The organism is Phocaeicola faecicola (assembly GCF_013618865.1).
In the GTDB taxonomy this organism is placed as follows: Bacteria; Bacteroidota; Bacteroidia; order Bacteroidales; family Bacteroidaceae; genus Phocaeicola; species Phocaeicola faecicola.
In genome coordinates this window covers 38269-56745 of record NZ_JABSOE010000028.1, presented here as the reverse complement: position 1 = coordinate 56745, position 18477 = coordinate 38269, and the positions used below count along the sequence as shown (strand labels likewise).

Sequence of the window (18477 nt, the reverse complement as noted above, 5' to 3'; positions counted from 1 at the left end):
CGTGCGAACTATGTGGCAAGCACGGAGAAGTGGTAATGCACCATGTCCGCACACTCAAAGAGTTAAAAGGTAAAAATGACTGGGAACGCAAAATGCTCTACATGCACAGAAAGACTTTGGTTGTATGTGCGGAGTGTAACGCAAAAATCCAGAGATGTGTCAAGTAAGATGATGTTACAGATGGAGAGCCGTATACATGGAGACGTGTAAGTACGGTTCGGGGGCAGGTAAGCGAAAACCTACCGCTGTAAAGCGGAAAGGCGTTGTTTGCCGAGCCTACAGATAACCGTGCAGAAATTGGATAATGACCTCACGATGCTGGGCGACAAACTGAGCAAATCATTCGGAAACGTGAAAATAGCTGGGATATGAAACGGGAAATAATCACAACGGACAGCTATGGTAGAATTACCATACCATCCGATACAGGTAATATATGGATGAATGAAATGGAGCTGGTGGAGCTGTTCGGGGCAATCGCCCCGACGCTCCGTGCCGCCATTCGTGCCGTGTACAAGTGTGGAAATTTTAATCCTCTTGAAGCTGAAAAACGTATCAAGCTGCTCAACGGCTATTACGCGGACATGTATGCCTTGCCGATGATGGTGGCACTCGCTTTTCGCATTGACACGTCAGGTGCCGCAACGGTTCGCAATGCACTGCTGGAAAGATTGTGCCGACGAAAAGAAAAACAAGTCCTGCTAGTGTCAATGAATAACAGAATGCCGTATGAATGTTAGGGTGAACTTTTTATGTTCAGCCACTACAATACCTATGCGGACATCAAGCGGCGGAAGAACGAGAGCCGGACGTATTTCTTTGACAGGGCGGCGGAACGGCTGAACCGCAGGATGATGCGGGACGAGGAGGCGGAACGGAAGAGGCGGTGAAGCAAGAAAATAAGCGATAAGTCCGCCTTGATTTATTACGAAAAAAATAAAAAAAATTTCTACTATATTTGTATTATCAAATATAAATTGTACTTTTGCAATACAATATCGCCCTTAGGTGGAAAATACTAAGGCTCGCCACCCCTAAAAAGGTGGCTTATTTTTTATATATACAATTGGAATATGGAGCAAAAACAACGCGTTATAGTCTATATTGATGGATTCAATTTCTATTTCGGACTGAAGAGCAATGCTAAATGGAAGAAATATTATTGGCTTGATATAGTCAAGTTGTTCGAGATGTTCATGCGCCCGAATCAGGAGCTTGTTGCCGTCAAGTATTTTTCGGCAAAGCCTGATGATATAAACCAAAGTCTTCGCCAGAATGCCTTTTTTCAAGCCAATAGAGAAAATCCAAAATTCAAGTTGATATTGGGTAAGTATCTGAAAAAATCTATAACCTGTTTCAAATGCGGAAATGTTATTCATACCCATGAGGAAAAGGAAACTGATGTACGAATAGCTACACAGATTGTAGCAGATGCCTATCAGAAGAATTGTGATATATCCATTGTAGTATCAGCTGATAGTGACATGATACCTGCTATCGAACTTGCAACAGAAGCTTGTCAAAAGGTTTTTGTATATTTCCCTCCTTACCAGTACTCCAGTAATCTTGCTACTATGGGTATGGGTAAGCCTATCCATATGAAACAATATGAAACTCGTTTCAGGCAATGTCTTTTACCTGATGTGGTACATCTTGGAAAGGCAAACTTTGATTTACAGATACCTAAGAAATGGAAGGCTTTTCAGTCAATCTGAATCAGAAATACGCGTTATAAAAAAGGAAAATCCGTAATACAGTCTGGAATATCCAGTCGTATTACGGATTTTTCTTTTCGTCTATGATATTTCTATTTGTTCTGCAAGAGGTATTGCAGTTCGGGGTCGGACTGTATGCGCTGCAACTCGTCAGCGACAATCTGCCGGACCTCGGCACGGATACGGTTGTAGTTATCCTAGTTCATCTCCTTCATGCGGTCGTTGCCGCCGGCATCTGTAAAGTCCGTGATGACGGGTATAGACCGGTAAGCCTGTTCCTCACGCTTCACTTTCTCGGCATCGACCACAATTGGATGATTAACGGTTTAATCTGACGTAGTGACGACATGAAGTCATTAAATCCGTAAATCAGTGCGTCAGTCAATCTGTAATTTTCTGCAACAACCAGTCCCCGAAGACGTGCATATTCCACGACTTCGGGCTTTTTTATCTCCTTTTATCTGAAAGAGCCACCCGTTTATACTACATTTTCTTTTGGCATGACCTATTTTGCGCCGTTCTGCATAGATTTGCGTATCAAGATTTTACCGACACTTCCGTAGCTTTGCAACCATGTTTAACCCGTTGCCGACAGAATGTAGGCAGCACTAAAACCTGTATCAAGAATATGGAAAAAAAAGAAGAATTCATTCGCGTAAGTACAACTCTCTACAAGATTGTGAACCAGTCCCGCATTGACGGAGGCTATATGAAGAAGGTACTCTCACAGGCTTTTGGAAACAGAAAAGCCATAGCTCATTAGGGCATTTTCTTTACGCAGTGCAAGCACAGCTAAAAATGCCCCAATGAGCCAACGGGGTTACACCCTTCTGGACACCCCCGTTTGCCATGCGGCATGACCGCAGCGGACGGAAACCAACAAACCAAATTGTCAAACTTGAAAACGAAAAACAAGCATGGGATATATAAGCATTCAAATCAACAAAGCGAAAGGCTCGGCTGACACGGGCGCATCCGACCACATAGAACGTAAGACCATACCCAAGAACGCAGACCCTACACGTACACATCTCAACCGTGAACTGGTGGAGTTCCCTGATGGAGTGTCCGACCGTACCGAAGCGATAAGCCACCGTATCCGTACGGCAGGCATCAAACGTAAGATAACCCCCGACCAAGTGCGGGCAATTAGAATCGTGCTTTCGGGTACGCACGAGGATATGATGAAAATACAGGACGAGGGCAGACTTGACGAATGGTGTGATGACAACCTGCAATGGCTGCACTATACCTTCGGCAAGGAAAATACAGTTTCGGCAGTCCTGCACATGGATGAGCACACACCGCATATTCATGCCACGGTCGTACCAATAGTAACAGGAGAGCGAAGGAAAGCCAAGAAAAAGCAGACGGATGGTAAACGCTCGTACCGCAAGAAAGCCAATACCGTGCGTCTGTGTGCTGACGATGTATTGACACGTGAGAAGCTGGTAACATATCACGATAGTTATGCAAAAGCAATGGAGAAATATGGCTTGCAACGTGGTGTGCGTGGCTCGGAAGCACGGCATACGACAACCGCCCAATACTACCGTGATTTGAAACGACAGACGGGTGAACTTGAAGCCAATGTGCAACAGTTACAGACAGAGCAGCAACAGGCAGAGCAACAGCTTGACGAGGTAAGGCAGGAAGTCAAGTCGGAGAAACTGGAAGCTGCCAAGACGGAAGCGAAAGCCGCATTCGTGGCAAAGGTCGGTTCTCTTTTGGGCGGTGGTAAATTGAAAGAGCTGGAAGCCAACAACCGCACCCTGCAAGGCGAGGTCGCCGCCCGTGATGAGAGCATCAAGTTGTTGCAACAGCAGATGCAGCGGCAGCAAGAGGAACATAACCGCCAACTTATGGAATTGCAAGTCAAGCACCGCAGGGAGATGGCAGATAAAGAAACGGCACACCAAGAAGAAGTGTCATTCCTGAAATCCATCATCCAAAAAGCCAAGAAATGGTTTCCGCTATTCCAAGAATTGGTGTACATGGAGAAGTTCTGCCTTAAAGTCGGCTTCAACGAACGGCAGACCGCCACGCTTATCAGCGGCAAGCCGTTGTTCTATGAAGGCGAACTCTATTCGGAGGAACACAAGCGGAAGTTCACGACCGAAAGGGCTGGTTTCCAAGTGGTGAAAGACCCGAAAGACAAGTCTAAACTTGCACTTTCCATCAACGGGCAACTGATTGGCGAATGGTTCAAAGAGCAGTTTGGCAGGCTGTTTTCATCCGTTAAAAGGACGGTTGAGCCGCTCAGGAAAGGCAAGGGCATGGGATTATAAACAATGCCAACGGGAGGATAGCAAGTTTGTGTTTTGGGCAGACCAAAACCGCTTGCTGCCCTCCCGTTAATCATTCATATAGAATCTTTATCTTAAAATATTTAAATTCCTCAAAGCCTTTTCTATTCCATTATCATCCACTGCTCCGGTAACATACTTTGCAACAGATTTTACTGCCATTGAAGCGTTTCCCATGGCAATACCTATTCCGGCCCTACGAAGCATAGGAATATCATTCCCTCCATCCCCAAACGCTAAAGATTGGGACAAATCCAAGTCGAAATATGCGGCAAAATCTTCCATGCCTGTTGCTTTATTCACCCCTTTAACATTTATGTCAGCAAAATAAGGATGCCACCTTGAAGCGGAAAGATTGGGTAATTGGGACATAACAACTTTTTCGGTATCTGCATCCAGATAAAAGCAGAACTGGCAACATGTATGCTTTTCAAAATATCCTTTTAAATCAACGATACTAGGAACAGGATGTTCTACTATTTTTGCCGCATCTATTACGGTCGAATTCAAGCGGTTCACGAAAACTCCTTCATTCAATTCCAAAGCCATTGGAAAATGAAACTTCTCGGAAAGAGCCAATGCTTTTAAGAAGTCTGCACTGGAAATTTGCTTTTGTGAAACAATTGTTCCGTCTCTTAATACACATTCTGACCCATTCAGGGCGATGACAGCATCGTAAGGGACTTCTGCTATTTCTTGAATATTCTTTGAAGCACGTCCAGTAGCTATTATAATTTTATAACCTAAGCTACCGGCTTCTTTTAATACTTTGATTGTAGAACAAGGAACGCTGTGCGTTTCAAAACTCAATAAAGTCCCGTCAATATCTAAAAATATAGCTTTTGCCATACTCTTCTTCCCCTTATTCTATACCATCTCTTGCAAATGCTTTATCACTCGGCAAGGGTTTCCTACCGCAACACAATTTTCAGGAATAGAACGGGTCACTACACTGCCTGCTCCGATGACACTGTTCCTGCCGATAGTGACTCCCGGCAACAGGACGGAACCTCCGCCAATCCATACACCGTCCTCTACTCTGACGGGCAGAGCGTATGTGCGGCATATTTCTTCGCCTTCAGACCAATCCTGCACCATGCGTTCGTTTACTTTCGTGGAATGGGTGGCTGTATATATCTGCACATTGGGAGCAATCAACACATTGCTGCCAATATCAATGCGGTTGTTGTCCACGAAAGTACAATTCATGTTGATAATCACTTTGTCGCCTATGAAAATATGTTTCCCGTATTCACAATGGAAATCAATATCCACATGCACTCCTTTTCCCATGCGCCCGAACATCTCACGCAACAGAGCTTGCTTACGCTCCGTGTCGGCGTAATCCGCAGCATTGAATTGTGCCAACAGCCGCCTTGTGCGCAAAATCATTTCCATTATTTTCGGGTCTTTACTTCCAATAAAAGGTTCGCCCGCCAAACATTTCTCGTATTCCGTTTTCATTTTATCAGCCCTTTCGTTTAATCAAATTCTACCTGCCAATTTTCATCCCGGTAAGCTGAAAAGCACATTGCTATTTGCTCCTTGTTATTCTTTTCTTCAGCCAATACCGGTAGTTCATCTATCCCGAAATAACCGCTCTCCACGGTTTCCATATTCGGTTCAAAGTTCCCACCCAACACCTTGCAGAGTACAAATACCTTGCACACGTTGTAAGCGTATGGAGGTTGGTTGCGTTTGTTCCGGTCTTGCAAGGCGATGATGCGAATGGCTTCTACATCCAACCCAGCTTCCTCCCGTACTTCCTTGACGGTATTTGACCGGATGGTCTGCATGACATCTACCCATCCGCCCGGCATAGACCAAGTGCCATTTTTTTCCTTTACCAACAGAATCTTATTATCCTTGAAAATCGCCGCACGGGTATCGAGTTTTGGGGTCTGAAATCCTGTTTCATTGCAAAACAAATCTTTCACTTGTTCCAAAGGCAGCCTGCCCTGTAAACTCATTATCTCGGCTGCGATTTCCCGGACACGCTCAAAACGTTCCTTGTCAAATGGGTCTTTTGTATAAGTCAATCCCGCTTGCGCAATGAACTGAAGCTCTTTTGCCCATTCCAGCCATTGATGTTCCTGCTTTTGTTTATCCATAATCTTTGCATGTCATTTAATTAGGCAAAAATAGGAACAAGAAATCATTTCTCGTTTACCCTACGTTAAAAAACGCCTATTAGCTCTGATACGGCTCAATGATTGTTGTGTAATGCCCAGAAACGAAGCTATATATCCCAACTTCACTCTTTGAAAGAGTTCGGGACATTCTTTGGTCAAATATTCATAACGTTCTTGGGCAGACCAGTTCAAACGCTGGATGTGAATATCTTGTAGGCGAAGGAAGTTTTCTTGCTGCAACACCCGCATCCAGTTTGCAAGGTCCATGTACGACCGATACAACTTATCCAATTGTTCTACTGATATGGAATAAGCTGTAGTTTCTTCTAAAGTTTCCACATATTCAAAGCCAGCTTTGTGGCGGTATAAATCCCATGAGCCACAGGCGGCATCACCTTCCTTAGAGAACCATGTCGTTATTTGTGTTCCACCGTGCAAAACATAAGAGCGTGTAATGCCTTTTTCAATGAAATAAACCTTTCTATCCAGTTTCCCGGCATGGATAATAATTGTTTTTGCCGGAAATACGCATCGCTTAAAAAGGCATACCAATGCCTCTAATGCTTCATCCGAAACCGGATAATACGTTCTTATCTTTCTGATAATGCTTTCCATAAAAATATTCTTTTTGCAAAGGTATAAAATAAGAGTGGCAATAAAGACAAAATATCCTCTTGATACTTATTCCTTTTTAATAAATTATATGCAAGTGGAATGTTTTCTCAATTTAGTTTTATATTTTTGCGGTCATAAAGAGTTACCCAAATAAGCAAAGCGATGCAGACCACGGCAATTAGGACGGTTGCCAACTCATTACCCCAAAACGAGGTAATTCTCCTAACTCTCTTGATTTCAAAGAGATATATTCCTAATACAGATTTACGGAAAATAGCTGGAAAAAACGAGTAAAAAGGGAATAAACCCTTTTTGATTTTCGCATATATGCACGGTTTCAGACCGTTTGACGGGTAGCTTTGTGCTTGAAATGCTGGAACTGGTTGTACAGCATCACTCCGGCAATCAGGCTGGCCAGAAAGTCTGAGATAGGCATGCTGAACCATACACCGTCTACTCCCCAGCACATAGGGAGGAAAATCAGGCAAGGAATCAGAATCAGTACCTGACGGCTCAGCGAAAGGATGATTGCCTTTTTGGCCATACCGATACTCTGGAAGAAGTTGGAAGTAACCATCTGGAAGCCGATAATCGGGTAAGTCATTACCACGATACGCAATCCGCGGGCAGCCATATTGATCAGTGTCTCGTCGCTGGTAAAGGCCGATACCACCAGGTGGGGGAAGAGCTCGCCGGCAATGAAACCGCTGGTTGTAACCAGGGTAGCGATGATGACGGTCAGCTTGAGTACCTGGTTTACCCGATGATACTGCCGTGCTCCGAAATTATAACCGGCGATAGGCTGCATTCCCTGGTTCAGTCCCATGACAATCATCACGAACAGGAACACGATGCGGTTGACGATACCGAATGCTCCGATGGCAAGGTCACCGTCGTACTCCTTGAGTCCCTTGTTGATGAGGATGACAATCATGCACGAAGCCAGGTTCATGAAGAACGGGGCCAGTCCGATTCCGATGATGTTTTCCACCAATATTCTCCGCAGACGGTATATTCCTTTATGGAAATGAATGATTTCGTTTTTCTTGTTCAGCAGCTTGATGAGCCAGCAGAGTGAAATAACCTGTGCCAGAATGGTGGCTACGGCAGCTCCCCGTATACCCATGTTGAATCCGTAAATGAACAGCGGGTCGAGGATGGTATTGATGATGACGGTAAAGATGGTGGCCATCATGGCTTGCTGCGGATGTCCGGCGGAGCGGAGCACGGCATTCAGTCCCAGGAACATGTGGGTGACTACGTTACCCAACAGGATGGTTACCATGTAGTCGCGTGCATACGGCAACGTAGCCTCACTGGCGCCGAAGAAATAGAGAATCGGATTCAGAAACAGCAGGGTCACGATGGTAAATCCGATTCCGATAATCAGGTTCAATGTCACCACATTTCCCAGAATCTGCTGGGCGGTAGCATAATCTTTCTGTCCCAGTTTGACCGAAATCAGGGTAGAGGCACCTACGCCTACCAGTGAGCCGAAAGCCGCTGCGAGGTTCATCAGCGGGAAGGTAATGGCCAGACCGGAGATGGCCATCGGACCGACACCGTGACCGATAAAAATACTGTCTACCATGTTGTAAAGCGAGGAGGCTGTCATGGCGATGATTGCAGGTATCGCATATTGTCTCAATAGTTTGCCGATTGTCTCTGTTCCTAATTCTGTAGCTTTTCCTTGTTGTGACATAAAACTCTTTTTACGATTGAAATTACTGTGTGCAAAGGTACGGAAAATCTCTGTGTTTCGGAAAAACTTTCCGTATCTTTGCGTGGATGATTTAAAAGAAAAAATGGTTATGGAAGAACACTCGATGACGTTGGCCGAACTGAATACCCTGGTGAGGAGAGGCATTCGTGCCTGCCTGCCGGATGCATACTGGATACAGGCGGAACTCAGTGATGTAAGGGCTAATTATTCCGGACATTGCTACCTGGAGTTTATCCAGAAAGATCCGAAAGGGAACTCGTTGGTAGCCAAGGCCCGGGGAATCATATGGAGTCAGGTATTCGTGCAGTTGAAAGCGTATTTTGAGCGTGAGACCGGCCAGCCTTTTGCTTCCGGAATCAAGGTGCTGGTCAAGGTGACCGTAGATTTTCATGAACTCTACGGATATTCGCTGACGGTGATAGATATTGACCCTACGTATACACTGGGCGATATGGCACGCCGCAGGAAGGACATACTGGACCGGCTGGAGAAGGAGGGAGTGCTGTCGCTGAACAAGGAACTGCAGTTGCCGGAACTGGTGCAGCGTATCGCAGTCATTTCTTCGGCTACTGCTGCCGGATACGGGGATTTCTGCAATCAGCTGATGAACAATCCTTTCGGTTTTGTCTTCTATCCGAAACTGTTTCCGGCTGTCATGCAGGGAGACCGGGTAGAGGAGTCGGTCATTCAGGCACTGGAACGGATTTATCAGGAGGCTGATTGCTGGGATGCGGTGGTCATCATACGTGGTGGAGGTGCCACTTCCGACTTGTCAGGCTTTGATACGTACGAACTGGCAGCCCATTGTGCCCAGTTCCCGTTGCCGCTGATTACCGGTATCGGCCATGAACGCGACGATACGGTCATCGACCTGGTGGCTCATACCCGTGTGAAAACTCCTACGGCAGCCGCTGAGTTTCTGATTTCGCACATGCGTGAAACAGCCGAAAGACTGGATGACTGCATCCGCTTTTTCTATCAGCAGTTGCCCTTGGTGCTGGAGCGTCAGAAAAAAATGCTCGATACCTGGGTGACACGGATTCCCGCGCGTGTGCAGATGCGTTTGCAGCAGGAGCATTTCCGGCAGGAGAAACTGGCGGGAAGGATGGCGTCAGCCTGGGAAAACCGCCGTATTCGCGAGGAATTCCGCTTGCAGGTCGAACCGCGTATGGCTACGGTGCTTCAGAACCGCCTGTTGCGCGAGTCGCATCGGCTGGCTTTGCTGGAAGAGCGTGTCAAGGCTTCTTCTCCAGACGTTTTGCTGGCCAAAGGATACAGCATTACGCTAAAGAACGGAAAGGCGGTGACCGACCCGCAGGAACTGGTTCCGGGAGACGAACTTGTGACGAAGGTATATAAAGGAGAATTTAAAAGTAAAGTGTTATAATACAATTGATAAGGATATGGCTGTAGCAAAAAAGGAAACCTATTCAGAGGCAATGAAGCGTCTGGAAAATATTGTAGCCCGCATTGAAAGCAATGAACTGGATATCGACGAACTGGGCAACCAGTTGAAGGAAGCGCAGAAGCTCATCAAGTATTGTCGGGAAAAACTGTATAAAGCAGATGTGGAGATTAAAAAGATGCTGGAATCGGACGAGGGTTGTGAAAAAAACTGAAATACTGCTTGGTGGTTGCAAATATAAGTCTTACTTTTGTTTGGTGTAGACGAAATAGAAAAATATTATTAATCAGATATTAAAATGAAAGAGATTGATTGGGCTAATTTGTCTTTTGGATATCTTAAGACAGATTATAATGTACGTTGTTACTATCGCGACGGAAAATGGGGAGAACTGGAACTTTGTTCAGAAGAAACCTTGAATATTCATATGGCGGCTACTTGTCTTCACTATGGCCAGGAGGCTTTCGAAGGCTTGAAAGCGTATCGCGGTAAAGACGGCAAAATCCGTGTGTTCCGTCCGGAAGCCAATGCGGAACGTCTGCAGAGTACCTGCCGGGGAATCCTGATGCCGGAGTTGCCGACCGAAATGTTCTGCGAGGCAGTGCGTAAGGTGGTAAAGGCCAACGAACGTTTCATTCCTCCTTATGAAAGCGGTGCATCCCTTTATATACGTCCTTTGCTGATCGGTACAGGGGCTCAGGTAGGAGTACGTCCGGCAAATGAATACTTGTTTGTGATATTTGTCACTCCGGTTGGTCCTTACTTCAAGGGTGGTTTCGCAACCAATCCGTATGTGATTATCCGTCAGTTCGACCGTGCGGCCCCATTGGGTACAGGTACTTACAAGGTGGGTGGAAACTATGCTGCCAGCCTGCGTGCCAACAAGATGGCTCACGATGCCGGATATGCCAGTGAGTTCTACCTGGATGCCAAGGAAAAGAAATACATCGACGAATGCGGTGCTGCCAATTTCTTCGGTATTAAGAATAATACTTACATCACTCCGCTTTCATCGTCAATTCTTCCGTCCATTACCAACCGCAGTCTGATGCAGCTGGCAGAGGATATGGGAATGAAGGTAGAACGTCGTCCGGTGCCGGAAGAGGAACTGGAAACCTTCGAAGAAGCCGGTGCATGCGGTACGGCAGCCGTAATCAGTCCGATCGGCCGCATCGATGACCTGGAAAACGACAAGTCGTATGTGATTGCCAAGGATGGCAAACCGGGCCCGATTTCAGAAAAACTTTACAATAAGTTGCGCGGCATCCAGTACGGTGACGAGCCGGATACACATGGATGGGTAATGATTGTGGAGTAATAACGATAAAATGCGGGAAGCAGGGCAGATGACCTGCATCCCGTTTTTCTTATATTTTTTATTTTAATCTTAAATTCTTAATCTATGTTGAAACTGAATTCAGAATTGAAAAACGAGGCGATTGCGGCGTTGGACGGTAGATGGGGCATGGCCGCCATTCTAACTTTTGTGTACCTGATTATTGCAGGATGTCTTTCATCTATTCCATGGCTCGGTGCGTTGGTCTCTTTGTTGATCAGCTGGCCGCTGGCATACGGGTATAACATTATTTTCTATGATTTGCTTCGTGAACGGAAAGATATTGAGATTGGTTGTCTGTTCGACGGATTCAAGGACTTTGGACGTATCTGGGGTACCGGTATCCTGGTTACCATCTATACGATGTTGTGGACCTTGTTGTTCGTGATTCCGGGTATTATCAAAGGATATTCTTATGCAATGACTCCTTATCTGCTGAAAGATGAGCCGGAATTGAAATACAATGCAGCCATTGAGAAAAGTATGCGGATGATGAGCGGTCATAAGATGAAACTCTTCTTGCTTGATTTGAGCTTTATCGGCTGGGCACTCCTTTGTATTTTGACATTGGGTATCGGACTGTTCTTCCTGGAACCGTATATGATTTCGGCAAGAGCGGCTTTCTACGAAGACCTGAAGGCGGAACTGAAAGACGGACGCAACTGGGATGAGCCCGCTCCGGCTTCGGCCTGCTGATTGGGCCCGCTTCCGGGTATAAGGAAATCTCCTGAAGGCAGATGAATGATTGCCTTCAGGAGATTTTGTTTTATTTGTTCATTCCGTCTAAAAGACGTACCTTTGTAACCTGAATCAAGAACAAAAACAGAAACATGGGAAAAGGAAAACTGGCTAAGTTTGCAGATATGGCGGAGTATCCGCACGTTTTCGAATATCCGTATTCGGTGGTGGATAATGTACCTTTCGAAATGAAGGGGAAATGGAACAAGGATTTCTTTAAGAACGAGAATCCGATTGTGCTGGAACTGGGATGCGGACGGGGGGAGTATACCGTTGGGCTGGCCCGCCGTTATGCCGACAAGAATTTTATCGGTGTAGACATAAAGGGGGCGCGCATGTGGACCGGGGCCACTGAGGCTCTGAACGAGGGATTGAAGAATGCGGCTTTCCTGCGTACCAATATTGAGATTATCGACCGTTTCTTTGCTCCGGGAGAAATCAGCGAGATCTGGCTGACCTTCTCTGATCCGCAGATGAAGAAGGCTACCAAGCGGTTGACGTCTACTTATTTTATGGAGCGTTACCGGCGGTTCTTGGTTCCTGACGGACTGATACACCTGAAGACCGACAGTAATTTTATGTTCACTTATACCCGGTATATGATTGAGGAGAATCATCTCCCGGTAGAGTTCCTGACGGACGACCTGTATCATTCGGGCATGGACGATGATATTCTGAGCATCCGTACGTATTACGAACAGCAATGGCTGGACCGCGGACTGAACATCAAGTACATCAAGTTCCGCCTGCCACAGGAAGGGGAGTTGCACGAACCGGATGTGGAAATTGAACTGGATGATTACCGGAGCTATAACCGGAGCAAACGCAGCGGACTGAAGACCAGCAAATAAGCGTTTCCGGTAAGCGGAAACGGGGAAGAGGGCCGGAAGGCTGCGACAGGAATTGAGAATTCCTTTTAATGGAGAAAAAATAAGATTGTCCGATTTTGTCGGACGTTAAGAAATAGCACTATGACACTTTATCCGAAATTGATTCTTGATGCACTTGCTACAGTGCGTTATCCGGGAAACGGAAAAAATATCGTGGAGGCCGAAATGGTTGCGGACAACCTCCGCATCGACGGCATGAAGGTCAGTTTTTCCATTATCTTCGAAAAACCGACCGATCCGTTCATGAAATCGGTTTTGAAGGCGGCGGAAACTGCCATTCATACCTATGTCTCAAAAGAGGTGGAAGTCACCATTGCTACAGAAAGCAAGCAGGCGGCTCGTCCTGAACCGGGAAAGATGCTTCCACAGGTGAAGAACGTAATTGCTGTCTCTTCCGGTAAGGGAGGAGTGGGCAAGTCGACTGTGGCTGCCAATCTGGCGGTTGCCCTTTCCAAACTGGGCTATAAGGTGGGATTGTTGGATGCCGATATTTTCGGACCTTCCGTACCGAAGATGTTCCAGGTAGAGGATGCCCGTCCGTATGCCGAGACCGTTGAGGGACGTGACCTGATTGTGCCGATTGAGAAGTACGGCATCGAACTGCTGTCAATCGGATTTTTTGTAGATCCTGACCAGGCTACGCTGTGGCGTGGAGGTATGGCCAGCAATGCCCTGAAACAGCTGGTGGGAGATGCCAAGTGGGGCGAGCTGGACTATTTCATTCTGGATACTCCTCCGGGCACGAGTGACATTCACCTGACTTTGCTGCAGACACTGGCCATTACGGGAGCGGTAATCGTAAGTACTCCTCAGCAGGTGGCACTGGCCGATGCGCGCAAGGGTATCAATATGTATATGAACGATAAGGTGAATGTGCCTATCCTCGGACTGGTGGAAAACATGGCCTGGTTTACGCCGGCCGAACTTCCTGAAAACAAGTATTATATTTTCGGAAAGGAAGGTACCAAGAAACTGGCGGAAGAACTGAACGTGCCGTTGCTGGGACAGATTCCTATTGTGCAGAGCATCTGTGAGAACGGCGATAAGGGTACTCCGGTGGCTTTGGACGAAAACTCTGTGACCGGACAGGCATTCATCGAACTGGCACGCAATGTCGTTGCACAGACGGAAAAGCGTAATGCGGAAATGGCTCCTACACAGATTGTAAAGACGCATAAATAAGCGGCAGACAGTTTCCGGAAGGAAACGGTGGGCTGTGTACGATGCGGTCGGGATTCGGGGATTAGCTCCGGAGCCTGACCGCATTTTTTTGTTGAGACAAACGGATGCAGGTGGGTAGTTTCTGTTACTAAAATGAAATATTTGAGGTAAAAATTTTTCATTTTGAAATTAAATTGAAATTTTTTCAAATAATATATTTGATTTCTGCATCTAAAAATGTATATTTGTCATAACGATAAGGGGAGAGAATTATCTGTACCTGGGGCTGCCTGCTGTGTTTCATGTCAGAAGTCGCTTCGGGTAATCGGATAAAGAAGAGGGGAAAGATATCCCGACGTTCCGGCCACTGTCTGTGGTGCCTGGGGAAAGCAAGCGAATGAAAGGATAAAAGGACAGGTTACTAATCACAATTAAAAACGATAGGCTATGAATGTACAGAGTATTGGTGAACATGCAAATCACATCTGGAAACTGCTAAGCGGTGAACACCGGAAATGGACCTATGACGAAATCAAAGAAAAAATCGGTTTGCCCGACAGGGAAATCAATGCGGCCATCGGCTGGCTGGCGTGTGAAGGAAAACTGTCCATCGAGGAAACTCATTCCCAGAAAAGAGACATACTATATATAGAACTTAATTACATTATTGGTTAGGCTTATGGATAAATACGTAATTGGCAGCAATGCAGGAATAGTGTATAATTTGCTGAGTGACGGAAAACGTTGGAATTATGAGGATTTGAAGGCAGCTTCGGGGTTGTCCGACAGGGACTTGAACGCAGCCATAGGCTGGCTGGCCAGAGAAGACAAGATTTTCTTTGAGTCCGATCAGGAGCAGGGCAAGGACTTTTTGTTCATTACGTCCAACGTGTATTTTTAATCAGCCACCTTATCCGCACCGGACGGGATAGTGGAAGCTTCCGGAAGAAAAACCGCCGGTGCCTTCAATCTGGTTTTCCCATCGGCAGGAAACAGATAAAAACAGACATCCCCCATTGTGTACCTTCAGTCGGACTGAAGTACTCAATGGGGGATGTGTTTATGAATGGAAACCGGGATTAACCGATGTTCTTCACTTTAAGCAGGTATTCTGCAATCTGTACGGCGTTCAGTGCAGCACCCTTCTTGATCTGGTCGCCTACAATCCAGAAAGTAAGACCGTTTTCATTGGCCAGGTCTTTACGGATACGTCCTACGTATACAGGGTCTTTTCCGGCAAGGAACAACGGCATCGGATATTCTTTCTTTTCCGGGTTGTCCATCAGTACCAGTCCTTCGCCTTCGGCAAATGCCTTGCGGGCTTCTTCTACTGATACCGGACGTTCGGTTTCAATCCAGATACTTTCAGAGTGAGAACGGAGAGCCGGTACGCGGACACAAGTGGCACTCACCTGTACGTCTGAATGCATGATCTTGCGGGTTTCGTTGTACATCTTCATCTCTTCCTTGGTATATCCGTTTTCGGTAAACACGTCAATCTGAGGAATCAGGTTGAATGCCAGCTGATAAGCAAACTTCTCTACGGTTACCGGTTCGTTGGCCAATACCTGGCGGTACTGTTCGTACAGCTCGTCCATAGCGGCTGCTCCGGCACCACTGGCTGCCTGGTAGGTAGAAACGTGTACCCGTTTGATGTGAGTCAGGTTTTCAATGGCCTTCAGTGCCACAACCATCTGAATAGTGGTACAGTTAGGGTTGGCAATGATTCCGCGCGGGCGGTTCAGTGCATCTTCTGCATTCACTTCAGGCACTACCAGAGGAATATCGTTGTCCATACGGAATGCGCTTGAGTTGTCGATCATTACGGCGCCATACTTGGTAATGGTTTCGGCAAACTCCTTGGATGTACCTGCACCGGCAGAAGTAAAGGCGATATCAACCCCCTTGAAGTCATCGTTGTGCTGAAGCAGTTTTACTTCGATTTCCTTTCCTCGGAAGGTGTATTTTCGTCCGGCACTGCGTGAAGAGCCAAACAACACCAGTTCATCCAACGGGAAATTTCTTTCATCAAGCACACGCAGGAACTCCTGTCCTACGGCTCCGCTTGCACCAACAATTGCTACTTTCATCTTTGCGTTTTATTTTTATGTTAATAATTAATTATTCCACTTTGCGCAGAAGGCATGTCTCTCTGATACAGGACGATTTATGTTTTCGTTCTCAAGACCGCGCTTTCTGATTGCAAAAATAAAACATTCTGAATTAAGCATGATGAAAATAGGAAGTTTTTTTGTATATTTGTTGATAAAATGAAAAATAACGACCCTTTTCTTATGAAAGAAATGCTTGACTGGATAAATTTTGACGTACATCTTCCGATCACGGACCCTACTTGGATTTTCTTTTTGGTATTGGTAATCATACTGTTTGCTCCGATTGTCCTGGAGCGCCTGCGCATTCCGCACATCATCGGTATGATTCTGGCCGGAGTCATTGTGGGGGAACATGGATTCAATATTCTGGCCCGCGACAGCAGTTTTGAACTGTTCGGCAAGGTGGGGCTGTATTACATCATGTTCCTGGCAGGACTGGAAATGAACATGGAGGATTTCAAGAGCATACGCGGAAAGGCGACGGTGCTGGGCTTGCTGGCCTTTATCTTTCCGCTGGGTATCGGTATCTGGACCAACCTTCACCTGCTGGGCTACGGGCTCATCAGTTCGGTGCTGCTGGCCAGTATGTACGCTTCTCATACCCTGATTGCCTATCCCATTGTCATCCGTTACGGTATCAACCGCCAGCGGGCGGTCAGCATTGCGGTGGGGGGAACGGCGGTGACCGATACGCTGACCTTGCTGGTGCTTGCGGTAGTGGGCGGTATGTACAAGGGAGAGACTTCAGAGATGTTCTGGATCTGGCTGGTACTGAAGGTCATCGTACTGAGTTCGCTGATCATGTGGTTGTTCCCCCGCATCGGACGGTGGTTTTTCCGTCGCTACAGTGACAATGTGGTACAGTATATCTTTGTCATGGCCATGGTCTTTCTGGGGGCCGGACTGATGGAATTTGTGGGGATGGAAGGTATCCTGGGTGCCTTCCTGGCAGGTCTGGTACTGAACCGCCTGATTCCTCATGTGTCTCCGCTGATGAGTCATCTGGAGTTTGTGGGAAATGCTCTCTTCATTCCATATTTCCTGATCGGTGTGGGTATGCTCATTAATGTCAATGTGCTGTTCGGACACATCGACTCGCTGAAGGTGGCGACGGTCATGATTGTGGTGGCCCTGCTCGGAAAATGGATTGCTTCGTGGCTGACACAGAAAATCTATAAGATGCGGGCGCTCGAACGGGAACTGATGTTCGGACTGAGCAATGCACAGGCGGCGGCGACGCTGGCTGCCGTACTGGTCGGTTATAACATCATCCTGCCCAATGGGGAGCGTTTGCTGAACGAGGATGTGTTGAACGGTACCATCCTGCTGATTCTGGTGACCTGCGTGGTCAGTTCTTTCATTACGGAACATGCGGCCAAGCGGATGGCCATGGATGATACACAGGTCGACGGCGACAAGCCGCAGGAGAAGGAGCGCTTCCTGATTCCGGTGGCCAACCCCGATACGCTGGAGAACCTGATGGCACTGGCGCTGGTGGTGCGCGACGAGAAGATGTCGGACGACCTGGTGGCCTTGAGTGTGATCAACGACAACGGGGATTCGGTGAAACAGGAGATGAGGGGCAAGCGCAACCTGGAACGGGCGGCACAGATTACGGCGGCTACGGACGTGAAACTGAAGACGCTTACCCGTTTCGACCTGAACATTACGACGGGTATCCTGCATACTGCCAAGGAATATGAGGCTACGAACATTATCATCGGTCTGCACTATAAGATGAGCATTGTCGATTCGTTCTATGGAAATCTGACCGAGAATTTGCTGAAAAATACGTATCTGCAGGTGATGATTGCCCGCTTCCTGATTCCGGTCAATACACTGCGCCGCATCATCGTGGCGGTACCTCCCAAGGCGGAGTTTGAACATGGCTTTGTCAAATGGATTACGCACATGTGCCGCATGAGCAGCCAGCTGGGATGCCGGGTGCACTTCTATGCCCATCCGCAGACCCTGGGATATATCAGAGGATACATTTCGAAGAAGCATAAGGATACCCGTGCGGTTTATTCGGAACTTGAAAACTGGGACGATCTGCTGATTCTGACCGGCCAGGTGAATTACGACCATTTGCTGGTGATTGTCAGTTCACGGCGCGGTTCAATTTCCTACGATTCTTCTTTTGAACGCCTGCCGATGCAGATTTCCAAGTATTTCAACAACAACAGCATCATGTTGCTTTACCCCGGTCAGAAGGGTGATCCGAACGAGAGTCTTTCCTTCTCCGACCCGAGAGGATGGGCCGAGACACAGTATTACGACAAGGTGGGCAACTGGTTTTATAAGTGGTTTAAGAAAAATTCATGATTGAAAATAAGACAGAT

20 protein-coding genes and 2 pseudogenes are annotated in these 18477 nt (G+C 46.9%); 15 read left to right on the top strand and 7 right to left on the bottom strand.

What is annotated here, in order from left to right:
• The 4 genes and pseudogenes from H3001_RS19440 to H3001_RS09400 form a co-directional block, all read left to right on the top strand.
• Window positions 1-167 (top strand): HNH endonuclease (locus H3001_RS19440; protein WP_246368540.1); only part of this gene is annotated, 167 nt, incomplete at its 5' end.
• A gap of 201 nt (window positions 168-368) precedes the next feature.
• Complete coding sequence (locus H3001_RS09410) at window positions 369-740, top strand: hypothetical protein (protein WP_181214766.1); 372 nt, start codon at window positions 369-371, stop codon at window positions 738-740.
• A 24-nt stretch (window positions 741-764) separates the two neighbouring features.
• Window positions 765-890, top strand: a pseudogene (locus H3001_RS09405) (RteC domain-containing protein); the annotation flags it as partial.
• Between the two features lie 183 nt (window positions 891-1073).
• Window positions 1074-1715 carry an NYN domain-containing protein gene (locus tag H3001_RS09400; protein WP_181214765.1) on the top strand — a complete coding sequence of 214 codons (642 nt, stop codon included), beginning with the start codon at window positions 1074-1076 and terminating at the stop codon, window positions 1713-1715.
• Between the two features lie 92 nt (window positions 1716-1807).
• Here H3001_RS09400 and H3001_RS09395 read toward each other — a convergent pair.
• Window positions 1808-2026 (bottom strand): annotated as a pseudogene (locus tag H3001_RS09395) (conjugal transfer protein TraG); the annotation flags it as partial.
• 317 nt (window positions 2027-2343) lie between these two features.
• On the opposite strand from H3001_RS09395, the gene H3001_RS19625 reads away from it, so the two are divergent.
• Window positions 2344-2478: a hypothetical protein gene (locus H3001_RS19625; protein WP_262890850.1), complete on the top strand. Its 135-nt coding sequence runs from the start codon at window positions 2344-2346 to the stop codon at window positions 2476-2478.
• A gap of 154 nt (window positions 2479-2632) precedes the next feature.
• Window positions 2633-4003 carry a MobV family relaxase gene (mobV, locus tag H3001_RS09390; RefSeq protein ID WP_118431279.1) on the top strand — a complete coding sequence of 457 codons (1371 nt, stop codon included), beginning with the start codon at window positions 2633-2635 and terminating at the stop codon, window positions 4001-4003.
• Window positions 4004-4090: 87 nt separating this feature from the next.
• On the opposite strand, the gene H3001_RS09385 is transcribed toward mobV, so the two are convergent.
• The 5 genes from H3001_RS09385 to H3001_RS09365 all read right to left on the bottom strand — a co-directional run bounded on the left by H3001_RS09385 (window position 4091) and on the right by H3001_RS09365 (window position 8470).
• A complete protein-coding gene (locus H3001_RS09385; protein WP_178243665.1) occupies window positions 4091-4870 on the bottom strand; it encodes a Cof-type HAD-IIB family hydrolase in 780 nt (259 codons plus the stop codon).
• A gap of 18 nt (window positions 4871-4888) precedes the next feature.
• Complete coding sequence (locus tag H3001_RS09380) at window positions 4889-5485, bottom strand: sugar O-acetyltransferase (protein ID WP_018712247.1); 597 nt, start codon at window positions 5483-5485, stop codon at window positions 4889-4891.
• Window positions 5486-5502: 17 nt separating this feature from the next.
• Window positions 5503-6132, bottom strand: coding sequence for an NUDIX hydrolase N-terminal domain-containing protein (locus H3001_RS09375; RefSeq protein ID WP_018712246.1), 630 nt, complete (start codon window positions 6130-6132; stop codon window positions 5503-5505).
• Window positions 6133-6192: 60 nt separating this feature from the next.
• Complete coding sequence (locus H3001_RS09370) at window positions 6193-6768, bottom strand: Crp/Fnr family transcriptional regulator (protein WP_018712245.1); 576 nt, start codon at window positions 6766-6768, stop codon at window positions 6193-6195.
• Between the two features lie 337 nt (window positions 6769-7105).
• Window positions 7106-8470 (bottom strand): MATE family efflux transporter, encoded by a 1365-nt coding sequence (locus H3001_RS09365; RefSeq protein WP_181214764.1) that lies wholly within the window; start codon window positions 8468-8470, stop codon window positions 7106-7108.
• Between the two features lie 109 nt (window positions 8471-8579).
• Between H3001_RS09365 and xseA the strand changes: the two genes are divergently transcribed.
• The 8 genes from xseA to H3001_RS09325 all read left to right on the top strand — a co-directional run bounded on the left by xseA (window position 8580) and on the right by H3001_RS09325 (window position 14922).
• Window positions 8580-9878: an exodeoxyribonuclease VII large subunit gene (gene xseA / locus H3001_RS09360; protein ID WP_181214763.1), complete on the top strand. Its 1299-nt coding sequence runs from the start codon at window positions 8580-8582 to the stop codon at window positions 9876-9878.
• 16 nt (window positions 9879-9894) lie between these two features.
• On the top strand, window positions 9895-10110 hold the full coding sequence (gene xseB / locus H3001_RS09355; protein WP_178243659.1) for an exodeoxyribonuclease VII small subunit: 216 nt from the start codon (window positions 9895-9897) through the stop codon (window positions 10108-10110).
• Window positions 10111-10194: 84 nt separating this feature from the next.
• Window positions 10195-11214 carry a branched-chain amino acid aminotransferase gene (locus tag H3001_RS09350; RefSeq protein WP_178243658.1) on the top strand — a complete coding sequence of 340 codons (1020 nt, stop codon included), beginning with the start codon at window positions 10195-10197 and terminating at the stop codon, window positions 11212-11214.
• An 84-nt stretch (window positions 11215-11298) separates the two neighbouring features.
• Window positions 11299-11928 (top strand): DUF975 family protein, encoded by a 630-nt coding sequence (locus tag H3001_RS09345; RefSeq protein ID WP_178243657.1) that lies wholly within the window; start codon window positions 11299-11301, stop codon window positions 11926-11928.
• Window positions 11929-12062: 134 nt separating this feature from the next.
• Window positions 12063-12821 (top strand): tRNA (guanosine(46)-N7)-methyltransferase TrmB, encoded by a 759-nt coding sequence (gene trmB, locus H3001_RS09340; RefSeq protein ID WP_178243656.1) that lies wholly within the window; start codon window positions 12063-12065, stop codon window positions 12819-12821.
• A gap of 120 nt (window positions 12822-12941) precedes the next feature.
• Window positions 12942-14042, top strand: a complete 1101-nt coding sequence (locus H3001_RS09335; RefSeq protein WP_178243655.1) for an Mrp/NBP35 family ATP-binding protein — start codon at window positions 12942-12944, stop codon at window positions 14040-14042.
• A 426-nt stretch (window positions 14043-14468) separates the two neighbouring features.
• Window positions 14469-14696: a winged helix-turn-helix domain-containing protein gene (locus H3001_RS09330; protein WP_178243654.1), complete on the top strand. Its 228-nt coding sequence runs from the start codon at window positions 14469-14471 to the stop codon at window positions 14694-14696.
• Between the two features lie 4 nt (window positions 14697-14700).
• Complete coding sequence (locus tag H3001_RS09325; RefSeq protein ID WP_178243653.1) at window positions 14701-14922, top strand: winged helix-turn-helix domain-containing protein; 222 nt, start codon at window positions 14701-14703, stop codon at window positions 14920-14922.
• 178 nt (window positions 14923-15100) lie between these two features.
• Here H3001_RS09325 and H3001_RS09320 read toward each other — a convergent pair whose 3' ends face one another.
• Window positions 15101-16111, bottom strand: coding sequence for an aspartate-semialdehyde dehydrogenase (locus H3001_RS09320; RefSeq protein WP_178243652.1), 1011 nt, complete (start codon window positions 16109-16111; stop codon window positions 15101-15103).
• 204 nt (window positions 16112-16315) lie between these two features.
• Between H3001_RS09320 and H3001_RS09315 the strand changes: the two genes are divergently transcribed.
• Window positions 16316-18460 (top strand): cation:proton antiporter, encoded by a 2145-nt coding sequence (locus tag H3001_RS09315; RefSeq protein ID WP_178243651.1) that lies wholly within the window; start codon window positions 16316-16318, stop codon window positions 18458-18460.
• Window positions 18461-18477: the final 17 nt, after the last annotated feature.

Excerpts from the sequence above, each read along its gene's own strand:
- H3001_RS09410 (WP_181214766.1), top strand. The coding sequence starts at position 369 with ATGAAACGGGAAATAATCACAACGGACAGCTATGGTAGAATTACCATA.
- H3001_RS09400 (WP_181214765.1), top strand. The coding sequence starts at position 1,074 with ATGGAGCAAAAACAACGCGTTATAGTCTATATTGATGGATTCAATTTC.
- H3001_RS19625 (WP_262890850.1), top strand. The coding sequence starts at position 2,344 with ATGGAAAAAAAAGAAGAATTCATTCGCGTAAGTACAACTCTCTACAAG.
- mobV (WP_118431279.1), top strand. The coding sequence starts at position 2,633 with ATGGGATATATAAGCATTCAAATCAACAAAGCGAAAGGCTCGGCTGAC.
- H3001_RS09385 (WP_178243665.1), bottom strand. The coding sequence starts at position 4,870 with ATGGCAAAAGCTATATTTTTAGATATTGACGGGACTTTATTGAGTTTT.
- H3001_RS09380 (WP_018712247.1), bottom strand. The coding sequence starts at position 5,485 with ATGAAAACGGAATACGAGAAATGTTTGGCGGGCGAACCTTTTATTGGA.
- H3001_RS09375 (WP_018712246.1), bottom strand. The coding sequence starts at position 6,132 with ATGGATAAACAAAAGCAGGAACATCAATGGCTGGAATGGGCAAAAGAG.
- H3001_RS09370 (WP_018712245.1), bottom strand. The coding sequence starts at position 6,768 with ATGGAAAGCATTATCAGAAAGATAAGAACGTATTATCCGGTTTCGGAT.
- H3001_RS09365 (WP_181214764.1), bottom strand. The coding sequence starts at position 8,470 with ATGTCACAACAAGGAAAAGCTACAGAATTAGGAACAGAGACAATCGGC.
- xseA (WP_181214763.1), top strand. The coding sequence starts at position 8,580 with ATGGAAGAACACTCGATGACGTTGGCCGAACTGAATACCCTGGTGAGG.
- xseB (WP_178243659.1), top strand. The coding sequence starts at position 9,895 with ATGGCTGTAGCAAAAAAGGAAACCTATTCAGAGGCAATGAAGCGTCTG.
- H3001_RS09350 (WP_178243658.1), top strand. The coding sequence starts at position 10,195 with ATGAAAGAGATTGATTGGGCTAATTTGTCTTTTGGATATCTTAAGACA.
- H3001_RS09345 (WP_178243657.1), top strand. The coding sequence starts at position 11,299 with ATGTTGAAACTGAATTCAGAATTGAAAAACGAGGCGATTGCGGCGTTG.
- trmB (WP_178243656.1), top strand. The coding sequence starts at position 12,063 with ATGGGAAAAGGAAAACTGGCTAAGTTTGCAGATATGGCGGAGTATCCG.
- H3001_RS09335 (WP_178243655.1), top strand. The coding sequence starts at position 12,942 with ATGACACTTTATCCGAAATTGATTCTTGATGCACTTGCTACAGTGCGT.
- H3001_RS09330 (WP_178243654.1), top strand. The coding sequence starts at position 14,469 with ATGAATGTACAGAGTATTGGTGAACATGCAAATCACATCTGGAAACTG.
- H3001_RS09325 (WP_178243653.1), top strand. The coding sequence starts at position 14,701 with ATGGATAAATACGTAATTGGCAGCAATGCAGGAATAGTGTATAATTTG.
- H3001_RS09320 (WP_178243652.1), bottom strand. The coding sequence starts at position 16,111 with ATGAAAGTAGCAATTGTTGGTGCAAGCGGAGCCGTAGGACAGGAGTTC.
- H3001_RS09315 (WP_178243651.1), top strand. The coding sequence starts at position 16,316 with ATGAAAGAAATGCTTGACTGGATAAATTTTGACGTACATCTTCCGATC.